At 62.2% G+C, this 15,070-nt stretch carries 12 protein-coding genes; 6 read left to right on the forward strand and 6 right to left on the reverse strand.

Annotation, left to right across the window (positions count from 1 at the left end):
* Positions 1-155: 155 nt before the first annotated feature.
* The 3 genes from ACFWAD_RS21890 (at position 156) to ACFWAD_RS21900 (ending at position 3,621) form a co-directional block, all read left to right on the forward strand.
* A complete protein-coding gene (locus ACFWAD_RS21890) occupies positions 156-998 on the forward strand; it encodes a sucrase ferredoxin (protein WP_378547633.1) in 843 nt (280 codons plus the stop codon).
* 125 nt (positions 999-1,123) lie between these two features.
* The gene (locus ACFWAD_RS21895) at positions 1,124-2,401 is read left to right on the forward strand and encodes an acyl-CoA dehydrogenase family protein (RefSeq protein WP_378535373.1); all 1,278 of its coding nucleotides are present in this window, start codon (positions 1,124-1,126) and stop codon (positions 2,399-2,401) included.
* The gene (locus ACFWAD_RS21900) at positions 2,398-3,621 is read left to right on the forward strand and encodes an acyl-CoA dehydrogenase family protein (protein WP_378547635.1); all 1,224 of its coding nucleotides are present in this window, start codon (positions 2,398-2,400) and stop codon (positions 3,619-3,621) included. The genes ACFWAD_RS21895 and ACFWAD_RS21900 overlap by 4 nt, the downstream gene beginning before the upstream one ends.
* A gap of 154 nt (positions 3,622-3,775) precedes the next feature.
* Here the strand turns inward: ACFWAD_RS21900 and ACFWAD_RS21905 are convergent, their stop codons facing one another.
* Complete coding sequence (locus ACFWAD_RS21905; RefSeq protein ID WP_378448841.1) at positions 3,776-5,188, reverse strand: cation:dicarboxylate symporter family transporter; 1,413 nt, start codon at positions 5,186-5,188, stop codon at positions 3,776-3,778.
* Positions 5,189-5,307: 119 nt separating this feature from the next.
* Here ACFWAD_RS21905 and ACFWAD_RS21910 point away from each other — a divergent pair, with 119 nt between their 5' ends.
* Positions 5,308-6,894 (forward strand): ATP-binding protein, encoded by a 1,587-nt coding sequence (locus ACFWAD_RS21910; RefSeq protein ID WP_378547637.1) that lies wholly within the window; start codon positions 5,308-5,310, stop codon positions 6,892-6,894.
* Complete coding sequence (locus ACFWAD_RS21915) at positions 6,891-7,580, forward strand: response regulator (RefSeq protein ID WP_003945570.1); 690 nt, start codon at positions 6,891-6,893, stop codon at positions 7,578-7,580. The genes ACFWAD_RS21910 and ACFWAD_RS21915 overlap by 4 nt, the downstream gene beginning before the upstream one ends.
* Before the next feature lie 44 nt (positions 7,581-7,624).
* Here ACFWAD_RS21915 and ACFWAD_RS21920 read toward each other — a convergent pair whose 3' ends face one another.
* The 3 genes from ACFWAD_RS21920 to ACFWAD_RS21930 all read right to left on the reverse strand — a co-directional run bounded on the left by ACFWAD_RS21920 (position 7,625) and on the right by ACFWAD_RS21930 (position 11,819).
* Positions 7,625-9,739, reverse strand: coding sequence for a S9 family peptidase (locus ACFWAD_RS21920; RefSeq protein WP_378547639.1), 2,115 nt, complete (start codon positions 9,737-9,739; stop codon positions 7,625-7,627).
* Complete coding sequence (locus ACFWAD_RS21925) at positions 9,736-10,629, reverse strand: phosphoribosylaminoimidazolesuccinocarboxamide synthase (protein WP_050655449.1); 894 nt, start codon at positions 10,627-10,629, stop codon at positions 9,736-9,738. The genes ACFWAD_RS21920 and ACFWAD_RS21925 overlap by 4 nt, the downstream gene beginning before the upstream one ends.
* A 155-nt stretch (positions 10,630-10,784) precedes the next feature.
* Positions 10,785-11,819 carry an ABC transporter substrate-binding protein gene (locus ACFWAD_RS21930; protein ID WP_378547641.1) on the reverse strand — a complete coding sequence of 345 codons (1,035 nt, stop codon included), beginning with the start codon at positions 11,817-11,819 and terminating at the stop codon, positions 10,785-10,787.
* 249 nt (positions 11,820-12,068) lie between these two features.
* Here ACFWAD_RS21930 and ACFWAD_RS21935 point away from each other — a divergent pair, with 249 nt between their 5' ends.
* On the forward strand, positions 12,069-13,001 hold the full coding sequence (locus ACFWAD_RS21935; protein WP_378535359.1) for a tyrosine-protein phosphatase: 933 nt from the start codon (positions 12,069-12,071) through the stop codon (positions 12,999-13,001).
* 92 nt (positions 13,002-13,093) lie between these two features.
* Here ACFWAD_RS21935 and ACFWAD_RS21940 read toward each other — a convergent pair whose 3' ends face one another.
* Both ACFWAD_RS21940 and ACFWAD_RS21945 read right to left on the reverse strand, forming a co-directional pair.
* On the reverse strand, positions 13,094-13,756 hold the full coding sequence (locus tag ACFWAD_RS21940) for a response regulator (RefSeq protein ID WP_378535357.1): 663 nt from the start codon (positions 13,754-13,756) through the stop codon (positions 13,094-13,096).
* Positions 13,753-15,030 carry a sensor histidine kinase gene (locus tag ACFWAD_RS21945; RefSeq protein WP_378547643.1) on the reverse strand — a complete coding sequence of 426 codons (1,278 nt, stop codon included), beginning with the start codon at positions 15,028-15,030 and terminating at the stop codon, positions 13,753-13,755. The genes ACFWAD_RS21940 and ACFWAD_RS21945 overlap by 4 nt, the downstream gene beginning before the upstream one ends.
* Positions 15,031-15,070: the final 40 nt, after the last annotated feature.

Here is a 15,070-nt window from a genome sequence, read left to right on the forward strand (position 1 = left end):
GAAACTGGAGCCTTTTCGTGTCTTCCCTCCCCTGCCACAGCGACGGTGTCGTGGGGAAGGCACCTGTGCAGTGCCTTTCGGAATTTTTCGCCAATCCTCAAACCAGTCGACGCCCTCACGCCTGTACACGGCAGTCGTCGACTGCCGGCGAACCTATGGTCGGTCGCGCCGGAATGACACATCTGTGGGTGTTGATCGAGCACCCCGGGCCCTGGCCGGCGTCCGCCCCGGACGACGTTCTGCCAGACGCGCTCACCGAAAAAATCTACTCAGCGCAGGGTCGTATCCGCGTTGTGCTGATCCGGCGTCCCCGCAACCGCCAGGTCCTCACCCCGACGTGCGTTCTCGCGTGGACGGACGGCACGCGCCACTGGATGAGGGAAGGGTCGGTGGACCGATACGAGAACCTGTCGGCACTACCGTTCGAATCGATGGCCACCGGAGTGGAGTCCGCCTTCGGCCGCTCCCGTACGGAACCGCTCTTCGGAGTCTGCACACATGGGAAAAAGGATGCGTGCTGCGCCGAACTCGGCCGTCCGGTTGTAGCGGCGCTGGACGCGGCCCAGATCGCGGACGTGTGGGAGTGCAGTCACATCGGTGGAGATCGTTTCGCCGCCAACATGATTGCGTGGCCCGCCGCAGTCTATTTCAGCCGACTGGACGGCAACTCTGCGATGGATGCAGCCGAGAAGTACCTGAACGGAGAACTGTCCCTGACGCACCTGCGCGGCCGGGCAGCGCTGTCGCAGGCCGCTCAGGCCGCCGAGCACGCTGTCCGGCGCGCCACCGACATTGTCGCTTCGGGCGCACTCGAGAGTGTCACCGAGAGGGTGGACGGAGTACGCACGACTGTCGATCTCCGGTTGGGAGCGAGAGACTTTCGCGTGGCCGTACGTCCCGGCCCTCCAGGGCAACCGTTCCGACATGATTGTGGTTCCGGTGGCACCGTCGAATGGAACGGATGGATCGTCGAGCATCTTCACGAGCAATCGCACTGACCACTCAGTTTCGGTACGACTGCCCGGCAGGCCATCGAACCGAGATTTGCGCTGAGTGACAACACTTCGAATCAGGTCGCGATGAAGGATCGACGCCCCTGGTGATTACAGCTTGCATTCTTCCCATGACCACCGCACTGACGCCGAATGCCGTAGCCCGGTCTGCAGATCCGATCAAGAGTGAGGTCGACTACGAAACACTGGCAGAGAAATTCCGTCCGATCTTCGAGGACATCGCACAATCCGTCGTCGAACGCGAACGCGACCACGTGCTTCCGTTCCAACAGATCGACGCACTCAAGAAGGCAGGCTTCGGCGCCGTTCGGGTGCCGACCACGCACGGCGGATCCGGCGCGAGCATCCCACAATTGATCCGTTTGTTGGTCGAGTTGTCGAGCGCCGATTCCAACATCACCCAGGCATTGCGCGGTCATTTCGCGTTTGTCGAAGACCGACTGGTCGCCGACCCCGGAACTGAACGCGATACCTGGCTCCGACGCTTTGCCGAGGGACAGTTGGTCGGGAACGCGTGGACCGAAATCGGCGATGTTGCATTGGGCGAAGCCAACACCAAGGTCTCGCCCGCACCCGATGCCGATCATTTCCTGGCGAACGGGGCCAAGTTCTACAGCACGGGTTCCATTTTCGCCGACTGGATCGACCTGTACTCGCAGCGCACCGACACTGGCGCATTCGTGATTGCCGCGGTCGAGGCGAGGCAACCCGGTGTCACACACAGCGACGACTGGAACGGCTTCGGCCAGCAGACGACGGGGTCCGGCTCATCCGTCTACGAGAATGCGATTGTCCAGCCGGAGAACATCTTCGACTTCTCGACGCGATTCAAATACCAGACCGCGTTCTATCAACTGTTCCATCTCGCCACTCTCGCCGGCATCGCCAAGGCTGCGACAACCGAGATTTCTCGCCGAGTTGCCGCTCGCACTCGCACCTTCAGTCACGGCAACGCTCCACGGTATGCGCAGGATTCACAGATCCAGCAAGTGGTCGGTGAAGTGTCCTCTGCCGCCTTTGCAGCCGAGGCCGTTGCACTGCACGCCGCGCAGTCGTCCCAATGGGCTTACGAAGCCGCGTTCTCCGGCTCGCCGGAGGAAGAGAAGGCCGCCAACATCGCGGCCGAAATCGATTCAGGGCGAGGCCAGGTCGCCTCGATCGGACTGGTCGTGCCGGCCACGGCCAAGATCTTCGACGCACTTGGTGCTTCCGGAGTGAGCCGGGACCTCGATCTCGATCGGTTCTGGCGCAACGCCCGCACCGTGGCCAGTCACAACCCGGTCGTCTTCAAATCCAAAGTTGTCGGCGACTACGAAATCAACGGAACCGAACCGATTTACGTGTGGGCCATCGGGACTGCACCGACAGAAAAGGATGTACAGGCATGACCGTGACCAGTGAAACCGAAGTCTTCGTCGGCATTCCCGACACACCCGAGGGCTGGATCGACCGGGCTCGCGAGGTGAGCAACATCCTCACCGTCGACGCACTCGCGCGTGATCGAGCCGGTGAACCGCCGTTCCGAGAAGTTCAGCTACTCAAGGACAGTGGTCTGGTGACACTGCTGGGTCCGGTCGAGTTCGGCGGCGGCGGGCAGCGATGGGAGACCGCGTACAAGGTGGTTCGGGAGATCGCCCGCGCCGACGGATCCATCGGACAGTTGCTCGGATACCACTACCTGTGGGCCTGGGCTGCCAGATTGGTCGGAACCGATCCGCAGATCTCTGCTGTCGAGGAGCTGTACACGAGCAACCGATTCTTCTTCGGCGGCGCGGTTAACCCTCGAGACACCGACCTCACCGTCGTGGACCGCGGGTACACCCTGGTATTTAACGGCGTGAAGTCGTTTTCCACCGGCGGCCGAGTCACCGACCTCACCGTGCTCGAAGGAATCATCGACGGAACTGCGACGCATGTGTTCGCAATCGTGCCGACTGCTCAGGACGGCATAGTCTTCCGCGGAGACTGGGACAACCTCGGGCAGCGCCTCACCGATTCCGGCAGTGTCGAGATCAACGACGTCGAGGTCGACTGGGCAAGTGCAGCAGGCTTTGTCGACAAGGAATTCCGACCCCTCGTCTACAACACCCTGAACTTCCCGGCGATCGAGATCGTGTTCGCGAACTTCTACCTCGGGATCGCCCGTGGCGCGCTGGACACCGCAGCCGAGTACACCCGAACCCGAACGCGTCCATGGCCGTACGGAGGTGACAACCGCGAAATCGCGACCGACGAGTGGTATCTCCGTGAGGGCTACGGCGACTTGCAATCCAAGCTGTGGGCAGCGGAGGCCTTCGTGGACCAGGTCAGCCGCGAGGCCGACGCCGTACTCCACGCTGCTCGCGAAAACCTCACCGAGCAGGCTCGCGGCGACCTCGCCGTACGCATCGCGGCCGCCAAACTCCGCGCGGCCGACGTGTCCTTGGAGATCAGCAACAAGATCTTCGAACTGACCGGTGCCCGAGCCACTTCCAACGATGTCGGCCTGGACATCTACTGGCGCAACATTCGGACGCACACCCTTCACGATCCGCTCGCGTACAAGCGCCGTGAAGTCGGTAGCCAGTACCTGACCGGCGAGATTCCTGAACCGACCTGGTACACATAGCGGCCACGAACAGAAAGAGACCGTCGCACGGTTGGTGCGGCGGTCTCTTTCATCGTTACGACCAGGATCACTGATCGTAGATCGGGTTCCGCGCTTGCAGCGCAGTCAAACGTTCAGCAGAGCGCACGGATCTAGTGATGGCTCACAGTCACCTCTAGTGATGGCTCACAAACGACTGCTTGGTGCCGGTCGGAGCCGTCTCGAGTTTGTGCTGCTCCTCTTCGTCCTCGTCGTCGAGCATCGTTGCCTCGTTGAACGGGATCTTCCCGTCGAGCACCTCGATGACGCGTTCCTTGTCGATCGTCTTGGTCCACGCGCCGACCAGGAGAGTCGCGACCGCGTTGCCCGAGAAGTTGGTGATCGCTCGCGCTTCCGACATGAAGCGGTCGATTCCGACGATGAGTCCGACGCCGTCGAGAAGCTCGGGGCGATGGCTCTGCAGTCCGCCGGCCAGTGTGGCCAGACCGGCGCCACTGACTCCGGCTGCACCCTTGGAGGCGATGATCATGAACACCAGCAGCGAGAGCTGTTCACCGAAGGCGAGCGGCTGTCCCATGGCGTCGGCGATGAAGATCGACGCCATCGTCAGGTAGATCGCGGTGCCGTCGAGGTTGAACGAGTAGCCGGTGGGAACGACGATGCCGACCGTGGTGCGCTCGACGCCCACGTGCTCCATCTTGGCGATCAGACGCGGCAGTGCCGATTCGGAGGACGAGGTGGCGAAGATGAGCAGGTACTCACGGGCCAAGTACTTGACCAGCTTGAAGATGTTGAATCCGGTGACCGCGCGCAGCAGCGTTCCGAGAACACCGAAGACGAAGATCAGGCAGGTCAGGTAGAAGCCGATCATCAGGGTTCCGAGCTGGACGACGGCGTTCAGACCGGTCTGGCCGACGACGCTGGCGATGGCTCCGAAGGCGCCGATCGGGGCGAGCCAGAGGATCATCGTCAGGATCTTGAACACGAGCTTCTGGATGTATCCGACAGCCTTGAGGATCGGCTCGCCCGACTTGCCGAGCGACTGGATCGCGAAGCCGACCAGAAGGGCGACGAACAGAGTCTGCAGCACGCTGCCGGCTGTGAGGGAGGACAGCATCGACGTCGGAATGATGGACGCGACGAAGTCCCAGGTACCGCCGGCGCTGTGCGCCTGATCTGCAAGCTTGGCCACAGAAGCCGCGTTGGGCGTGATGTTCAGGCCACTGCCCGGGTTGAGCAGGTTGCCGACGCCCAGGCCGATCGCGAGTGCGATGGTGGACATCCCGATGAAGTAAGCGAGTGCGAGGCCGCCGACCTTGCCGACCTTGGCCGCTGCTCGAACCGAGCCGATGCCGAGCACGATGGTGCAGAAGATGACCGGGCTGATCATCATCTTGATCAGGCTGACGAACAACGTGCCGAGTACACCGACGGACTTACCGAACTCGGGTGCGAGCCAACCGACGAGGATGCCGCCGATAACCGCGACGATGACGCTCATGTAGAGCCAATGCGTCTTGTCGCGCTTTGCCTTGGTGCCCTCGGGCTGTGGGGAACCGTCTACTGTCCCTGTTGCCGTGCTGCTCATGGGGTGTCCTTTGGATCGGATATCTGTGAAGTGATCGGGATCACTTCGAGTCGTGGAGAATTCTTGTTGCAAACAGGTGGACCCGGAAGTTTGTGTTCATTACGTTCAGGAGGCGCTCGATGGTCGAACGAAAGACCGGCCGACGTATGAGCGTCGCCAGACAGATCCTGCTCCTGCAATTGGCGTTGTTGGCGCTGGTCATCGGCGTGGGAGCAGCGCTCGCGGTTGTCGACGAACGCCGAGACAGCGACGACGCGATCCGCAGGCAGGTGAGCTCGATAGCGCAGACTCTCGCCCTGTCGGATTCGACGGCGGCAGCCCTGACGAGTGCAGACCCGACCGCGATTCTGCAACCACAGACCGAGAAAATCCGACAGGCAACTGGCGTCGATTTCATCGTGGTGATGGCGCCGGATCGCACTCGGTTCACCCACACGAGCCCGGAACTGATCGGTCAACTGTTCACCGGGAACATCGACCGCGCACTCGCCGGCGCGACCTTCACGGAGACGTACGCCGGGTCGCTGGGGCCGTCGATCCGCGCAGTCACTCCCGTCTACGATTCCGGCGGAACCCTGGTCGGTCTGGTTTCTGCCGGTGTCACCCGCGAGCAGATCAGCAAGCAGTTCGCCCAAAGTGTTCCGGTAATCCTGTTCGTTGCCGGCGGGGGTCTTCTTGCCGCCCTCCTGAGTTCACTTCTGGTGAGTCGGCGTATCAGGCGACAGACCTTGGGGATGGCGCCGGATGAACTGCGCACCATGTTCGAGCACCACGACGCCGTCCTGCACAGCATCGGTGAGGGTTTGGTGGTGATCGGCCGAGGCCGGGGCATGGACGCGAAAGTGGACATCGTCAACGACGAAGCACGTCGACTCCTCGACCTGCCGGAAGGACCTGTCCCGCTTTCGTCCATCCCCGAGACCTTGCGAGTCGACGACGCATCGCCCGCCAAGGATCAAGTGCACCTCACCGACAAGCGCGTGCTGGTGGTCAACCAACACCCGGTTGAGTGGGAGGGCAACAGAATTGGCACCGTGCTGACAATTCGCGATCACACCGAACTTCAGAACGTCCTCGGAGAATTGGATTCGGTGCGTAGTTTTGCCGAGTCGCTTCGCTCGCAAGCGCACGAGAGCGCAAATCGTCTGCACACGATTATCACGATGGTCGAGTTGGGGCGAAACGAAGACGCAGTGGCCTTCGCCACCAACGAATTGCGGGTGTCTCAGCAGCTGATCGATCGTCTGATGAATGCGGTTCACGAGCCGGCGCTGGCCGCACTGTTGCTCGGAAAAATGAGCGAAGCGGCAGAACGCGGGGTCGACCTGACCATCACGGAAGACACCGCACTCGGTCCGGTGCCTTCACTCAATGCACGCGAGTTGGTCACGCTGGTCGGCAATCTCGTGGACAATGCTATTGACGCATCACGCGCGAGCGAGTCTCCGTGGGTGGAAGTGACGGTAATGGAAGAGGATTCGATGATGGTTGTTGCCGTCGCCGACAGCGGCCCGGGAATGACACCCGAAGCTCTCGAAAAGGCCAAGGGCCGTGGCTACTCCACAAAATCCGGCTCTCGTGGACTCGGACTCGCACTGGTCTCTCAAGTGGTGAAACGGCACGGCGGCACGCTGTCCAGTGAACCGGCGATGGGCTCGATGCTGGTGGTCCGCATCCCGCTGCGCGAAGCGGAAGCACCCCGATGATTCGCGTCCTGATAGTCGACGACGAACCGTTGATCGCGCAGGCGCACCGTTCCTACGTCGAACGCGTGCCGGAGTTCGTGGTCCACGGTGTGGTTCATTCCGGGAACGCCGCCGTGCGTGCAGTTACGGCGGCAAACGCAACCGACCAGCCCATCGACCTGGTCCTGCTCGACATCGGGTTGCCCGACGCCAGCGGCCTCGACGTGGCTTCCGCCCTCGGTGGGTTGCGCCCGAGTCCGGACATCATCGCGGTCACCTCGGCGCGCGATCTGGAGGTGGTTCGAAGCGCCGTCGCTCGCGGGATCGTGCTCTATCTCCTCAAGCCGTTCACCTTCGCAGCGTTCCGCGACAAGCTCGAGCGCTACCTCGAATATCGTGCAGCGCTTCCCGCCGGAGAGTCTGCGGTCAGCCAGCACGACATCGACCGCGCGATGTCCGCACTGCGAACGTCCGACGATCGAGCAGCGGCACCGAAAGGCTTTGCGTCTCAAACGCTCGGACTCGTCGCTGCGTCCGTCCGGGATTCGGAAGGTCCTGTGACTGCGGCAGAGGTGGCAGCCTCGGTCGGAGTGTCCCGGGTGACAGCCTGGCGCTACCTCGAAAAATTGGCAGACGACGGCATGCTCACCCGGGAGACCGAGTACGGGCGCGCGGGGCGCCCTCAGGTTCGTTACCGCAGAACCTGAGAGTCACCGAACCTGAGAGTCACCGAACCTGATTGATACAGAAGCTAGTTCGCGCCCACGGTGTCCAGCACCCAGGCGAACTCGAACGCGACCTCTTTCCACTTCTCGTAACGACCGCTGACACCGCCGTGTCCAGCGCTCATCTCGGTCTTGAGAAGTAGCGGAGCGTCACCGGTCTTTGTGGCGCGCAGTTTTGCGACCCACTTGGCCGGCTCCACGTACAGGACACGGGTGTCGTTGATGCTCGTGATTGCGAGAATCGCGGGGTAGTCCTTGGCTTCCACGTTCTCGTACGGGCTGTACGAGCGCATGTAGTCGTAGACATCCTTGTTGTGCAGCGGATCTCCCCATTCGTCCCACTCGATGACCGTCAACGGCAATGACGGATCGAGAATCGACGTCAGCGGGTCGACAAACGGAACATTGGCGAGAATGCCGGCAAACAGTTCCGGAGCGAGATTGGCGACAGCGCCCATCAGCAGTCCGCCCGCACTACCACCGTCGGCAACCAAACGATCAGCGGCTGTGACTCCGGTGTCGATCAAATGCCTTGCGCAAGAGACAAAATCGGTGAAGGTGTTCTTCTTCGTGAGCGTCTTGCCGTTTTCGTACCAGTGACGGCCCATCTCGCCGCCACCGCGCACGTGCGCAACCACGAAAACGACACCGCGATCGAGCAACGACAGCCGGGCAACCGAGAACGACGGGTCGATGCTCGCCTCGTAGGAACCGTAGCCGTACAACAACAACGGCGCGGGACCTTCGGGTGCACCTATGCGCCTCACGATCGAGAGCGGAATGCGGGTGCCGTCGTCGGCCACTGCCCAGTCGCGGCGCTGCTCGTAATTACTCGCATCGAAGTCACCGAGAACGGGCTGCGACTTACGCAGTGCCAGTTCACCACTGGCGACGTAGTAGTCGTACACCTGCCCGGGAGTGATGAAGGACGTGAAGCCGAGCCGGATGGTGGGCTGCGCCCATTCCGGGTTGGACCCCATCCCGATGCTGAAGAGTTCTTCGTCGAAGTCGATCTCGTGACGTTCGCCGTAGCCGTCATCCGTCAACGGCCACACGGCAACCCGAGTGAGAGCCTCGCGGCGGTAGCTCAGGACGAGGTGTCCGGCAAAGGCTTCGGCTTCTTCCAGCCGAACGTCGGCGCTGTGCTCGATCAGCGTCGTCATGTTCGTCGGATCCGATACCGGAGCTTCCACCAACACGAAGTTCTCGGCCTTGACTCCGTCGACGACGTCGTTGTGGAGGATGAGGAAGCGGTCTTCTCCCCCGATCACCGCGTGTTCGGCCCCGTATTCGACACCTTCGCGACGCGGGATGATGACGCGGAAGTCGCCTTCCGGATTCGCCGATTCCAGCATCCAGCCTTCGCTGGTCACCTTGGACCCGACCCAGATCATCAGGTACTTCTCGCTGCGAGTCGAACCCACGGATACCCAGTAACGCTCGTCGGGCTCGTGGAAGACCGAAACATCTTGACTCTGCGGCGTTCCCAGCTTGTGACGCCACACGGTGTCCGGACGCCAGGAGTCGTCGACGGTCATGTAGAAGACGTGGCTGTGGTCGATTGCCCAGGTGGCACCGGGTGCGGTGTCGGGAATCTCGTCAGCCAGCATTTCACCGGTCTCGAGGTTCTTGAACCGCAAGGTGTACCGCTCGTCCCCGACGATGTCGACCGAGTACGCCAGCAACGTGCCGTCCTCGCTGATGGAGAACGCGCCGAGCGAAAAAAACTCGTGCCCTTCGGCTTCGACATTGCCGTCCATGAGGATCTGCTCGCCGGCCAGCTCGACGCCAGGCGTCAGGTTGGGGGGAGTCCAGTCGTCCTCACCGGCAATGGGACACCGGCACTGGACGGTGTACGACTTGCCTTCCACGCTGCGCGAGTAGTACCACCACTTGCCCATGCGTGTGGGTACCGACATGTCGGTTTCCTGCGTCCGCGACTTGATCTCCTGGAAGATCTTCTCGCGCAACGGCTCGAGAGCGGCGGTCTGCTCGTCGGTGTACGCGTTCTCGGCTTCGAGGTACGCGACTACCTCGGCATTGTCCTTGTCCCGCAGCCACTCGTAGTCATCGACGAACGTGTGTCCGTGATGGGTACGTTCGGTGGGGACCTTCTTTGCGACCGGCGGGACGAGGCTCATGCGCTGGGACCGACCCAATCGTCGAAGGACAACCCGGAAATGCGTTCGTACGCCTCGATGTAGCGAGCGCGAGTCGCATCGACGATCTCCTGCGGCAACGGCGGCGGAGTCGTGTCCGAGCTTCGATCCCAACCGGATTCGGGGCTCGTGAGCCAGTCGCGGACGAACTGCTTGTCGAAACTGGGCTGCACCTTGCCTGCCTCGTAACCTTCGAGGGGCCAGTAGCGGGACGAGTCGGGGGTGAGCACCTCGTCGGCGAGCACGAGGTTTCCCGCGGAGTCGAGACCGAATTCGAGCTTGGTGTCCGCGAGGATGATTCCGCGATCGGCCGCGAAGTTGGAGGCGCGGGCGTAGACGTCGAGAGTGTCCTCGCGAAGCTGCACGGCCAGCTTCAGGCCGACCTTCTCCACTACCTGCTCGAAGCTGATGTTCTCGTCGTGATCGCCGAGAGCCGCCTTGGACGCCGGCGTGAAGATCGGGTCGGGCAGCCGCGACGCCTCGACAAGGCCCTCGGGCAGCGCGACGCCGCACACTGCGCCGGTGTTGTTGTAGTCGACCAGGCCGGAGCCGGTGAGGAAGCCACGGACGACGCATTCGACGGGAACCATGTCGAGGGAGCGCACGACGAGAGCCCGGCCGAGCACCTCTTCCGGGATGCGATCGTCGTCGGGCTCACCGGCCAGATGGTTGGTGCCACCGAGGACGTTGAAGAAGAACACGCTCATCGCGGTGAGAACGCGGCCCTTGTCCGGGATCGGTGTGCTGAGCACGTGGTCGTAGGCCGAGATCCGATCACTCGCGACAAGCAGCAGATGCTCGTCGTCGATCGTGTAAAGGTCGCGGACCTTGCCACCGGCCAGATGAGTGTAGGAATCAAGTGTAGGACGCACCCGGTCACCCTATCGGGCGTTCGCAGTTCGTACAGAACCCCGGTAGCCGGGACAGGTGAGCGTCCTCGCCGTTCGGAGAGCTGTCCGCCCTGCTCATCCGGATATGCAGGTGGCCCCTCGCCACTGGGCGAGAGGCCACCGTCACAGTCGATGAACTACTGGTTTGCGGGCAGCTTCGACAGGCCCTTGTCGATCGAATCCAGCGTCAGAAGAGCCGTCTGATAGGTCGCTGCCAGCGAATGCTGAACCTGGACGACGTTGCCGGCCTTCACTGCGGGCAGTTCCTTCCACAGCTCGGAATTGACCAGTTCCTGAAGCTGCGGAGACATCGAGCCGTCGGCGTTGAGGCCGTAGACGATCACGTCGACATTTCCGAGATTCTCGCCGATCTTCTCGATGGATACCTGTTCGACGTGGACGTCAGCCGGGTCGGCAGGGGTGCCGGGGAACTGCAGGCCGAGTCCGTCGAAGAGGTTGGTTGTGTACGAAGACGCGTACTCGCGGGAGAACGTTCCGGCCTCGGGCTTGCAGACGTTGCACACGCCTCCGAAGGTGACCGAGCCGAGCTTGTCCTTGTACTTCGCGGCCAATTCGGCGGTGCGAGCGTCGTACTCGCCCTTGAACTCACCGTAGGTGTCGGAAACATTGGCGGCGTCGGCGAACTGCTCGCCCAGCACTCGCCAATCAGCGGGAACCGTCGGCCCCAGGAAGACGACCGGAGCAGCAGCCTCGAGCTGAGCCATGTCCAACTGACTTTCGACTCGAGCGGGAACGCCCATGATGATCAGATCGGGCTCGGCAGCGACGATTCCCTCGTAGTTGAGCTGGGAGACGTTGCCGTCGGGCGCGACCTTGGGCAGAGCTTCGTAAGCAGCCTTGGTCTTGTCGTCCATGTTGCCGAGTTCACGGGTCCACTCACATACCGCAGCCAGGTTCGCTCCCGCCTGAATCAGCGGCAGAACTGCGTATCCGCAGGCCACGATCCGTTGCGGGTCGCTCGGGATCTCGATGGATCCGTTTTGTGCTTCGAAGACACGGGTCTGCGAGCTCGCGGCTGTCGTCGACGATTCGGACGACGCCTCCTCCGAGTTGCTGCAGGCGGCGACGCCGACCGCCAGCGCAGCTGCTGCACCGATCACCACTGCGCGGCGAAACCGCGACAGACCTTGAACCCGCATGTTGAACTCCATCTGAACGCACCGGACTACTCCGGAATGATTTGGTGAGGCTAACCAATATCAGGGCGGCGAGAGTTTGCACAAACACAGGTCTCGAGGAATGAACTGCGCCTCCCGAGCTGCTCACGCTCAGAGCAGCACGCCTCCCACTGAGAGGGAGCAAAGCAAGATTCCTCTCGAATCGGACACTCGAACTCGCTACCTTGCCTTCGCGATACCTCATCGACTCGCCACTCTCACCGCTCGACGAAGGGCTCACACATGTCCCGATCCACGCGCACCTGCTCACTACGGTCTGCCGCGGCCATTGCCTTGACCAGTAGCTTTCTCTTCACCGGTTTCGGCGCCTCGATCGCACAGGCCGAACCTGCCCCCTCGGCTCCACAATTCGGCTCACTGGATCTAGGCTCCAGCAGCTTCGGCAGTGCCGAGCAAACTCCAGATGCCCCCCGGCTGACCGGGATCGACAACTTCCGCGATGTCGCAGGCACCGGCGCCGGATACTCGGGAACTTTCGGTCTGCCCGTGAACAAGGGAGTCTTCTACCGCGCGAACGCGATCACGCCCAAGGGCGATGACATGAGCGTTCTCGAAAAGCTTGGACTGACAAAGGTTTACGATCTGCGCACGGCACCCGAGATCGCCAGCAAGCCGGACGTTCTGCCCGACGGTGTTGCGTACGAGAACATTCCGATCCTGTCCGGGAACATCGCCGAGATGGTCGCGAAGATCAAGTCCCCCGAGGACTCACGTTCGATGATGCAGGACATGAACCGCGCCTTCGTCACCGGAGCGACGGAGCGAGCCGGGTTCGCGCAGTTGCTGACCGGCCTCGCGGAAACCGAAGGTGCACAGGTCTTCCACTGCACTGCAGGTAAGGACCGCACCGGCTGGACGTCCTTTCTGCTACTGAGCATCGCCGGCGTCGACCGCTCGGTGATCGTGAACGACTACCTGCTGACAAACGAGTACACCGCCGAGGGCATGAAGGCCACGCGCGCGGGCATCGCGGCGAGCTTGGGCGAGCAGATGGCCGTCAACATGGAGCCTCTATTGGGTGTCGAGGCAAGCTATCTCGATGCCGGCCTCGCCCAGTTGGACCAGACCTACGGGTCGGTCGATCGCTATCTGACCGAGGGCCTGGGCCTGAGCCCGGCGACGGTCATGACGCTCAAAGCCAAACTGCTGGGCTGAGCGACACAGATGCCCCGGGTTCGACGAGGGGCCGAACCCGGGGCACTGTGCTTGTCTGCCCGTGCCGTGCCGGATGCGCAGCGTCCCGTGCGTCAGCGAGATACGGCGATCACGTTGTTTCGGTACGCCCAGATGACGATCTGCACCCGGGTTCGCACCTGTAGCTTCTTGCAGATGTTGCTGATGTGCGACTTCACCGTGCTCTGCTCGAGGCTGAGGGAATCTGCGATGTCGTTGTTTCCCAAGCCTTGTGACAGCAACTGCACCACATCCATTTCACGCGCGCTGAGACCGTGATCCGATCCGGAGCGCGCTGAGGACATCGGTGCCGGCTTGCGCCTCGCGAACTCCACGATCAGTCTCGACGTCAATCTCGGTGAAAGCACCGAGCCACCCTCGGCGACGGTCAACACGGCCGACGAGAGCTCTTCGGGATCGGCGTCTTTGAGCAAGAACCCTGCGGCGCCGCTGTCGAGCGCCTCGAAAACGTACTCGTCGAGATCGAACGTGGTGATCACGATGACGCGGGTCGCCGGAAACTCGGCAAGAACCTCCCTGGTCGCAGTCAACCCGTCGCCGTGCGGCATTCGGATATCCATCAGTACGACATCCGGACGCAGTGCACGCACCTGCTCGTACGCCTCGACTCCCGTCTTGGCATGCCCGACTACGCGAATCTCGGGATGTCCGGAGAGAAACAGCTCGAACCCCTGCCGCACCACCTGCTGGTCGTCCGCAATAAGGACATCGATCATGCGTTGATCCTCCCGTTCACCGGCACCAGTGCCTGCACAGCCCACTCACCTTCCGAATTCGGTCCGGCGTCCAGTTGACCACCCATGAGCGTCGCGCGTTCGCGCATTCCCACAATTCCGAGGTTTTGCCCGTCGGAAGCCGGGCGAGAATTTCCGAGAGTATTGATCACCCGCACCCTCACCGCGCCGGCTTCTCGGCTCAGACACACCTTCGACTCACTGCCCGGCGCATGGCGAAGGACGTTCGACAACGCTTCCTGCACGATCCGATAGCAGGTCAACTGAACTCCACTGTCCAGGTCGTCGAAGCGGCCGACTTTCTCCAGCGATATCGACGAGATGGTGCGCCTGCAGTCATCGACCAACTCGTCGATGTCGGAGACCATGGGCGTCGGGAAATCGGGGTCTTCTTCACCCAGGCGAAGGATCCCCACGATCTGCCGCAAGCTGTTGAGGGCCCGCTGACCCTGCTCGATGACGCCGCCCAGCAGGGCTTGCGCTTGTTCGGGATTGCTCGAGAAGAACTTGTCGGCGGCACGCGCTTGGATGATCATGCCGGTCATGTGGTGAGCCGCGACGTCGTGCAACTCGCGTGCCATGTCCTGCCGTTCGGCGACAACGGCATTCGCGATCTTGCGTTCGCGGTCCCGGTGCAGATCGGCTACAGCCTGACTGTTCTCAACGGCTTGCTTTCGCAGACGCGCGACGATCTTTCCCATGGCTGCGACGACCAGAAAACTCGTCACGGTATTTGCCGCCGGCTCGAGGAACAAGTGAGGCAACTCCCCCACCTGAACCTCGGCGACCGTCAGCCCGTCCCGTTCGGTGAGATACATCGCCATGATCACGTCCATCGCCATTCCGAGGACCAACAGTCCGACCAGGCGCATGCCTGTCACCCGGATGGATACTGCCATGATCGCGAACCAGAAAAGCGGTGTGGCCCCAAGCGATCGGCTGCCGAGGAAGAGCATCAACCCGGCGGATCCTGCCAACGTCAGAAGGTAGTACGCGATCGGGTACCGACGGCGCGTACACGCCACAATCGTCAACACCGTCAGGAAACCCATGATGCCGACAACAGTTGCCGGATCGCTCAGTACTCGATTGCTCGTCTCGGATTCCGACTTGAGACTGGCGAGGCCGAATACCCAGGGCACGCTCAACAGACCGACGATCACGGCCGCAGTAGCCGGGTTGCTCAGGCTGAAACGTCCCCAGCCTCGCGATGCCAGCGCTTGCCCCGGGGCATTCTGACCAGCCGAGTCGAACATCCACTCCCCATTCCGCATCCGATGATTGACGTTCATGGTG

This window comes from Rhodococcus sp. NPDC059969 (genome assembly GCF_042738325.1).
Lineage (GTDB): Bacteria > Actinomycetota > Actinomycetes > Mycobacteriales > Mycobacteriaceae > Rhodococcus_F.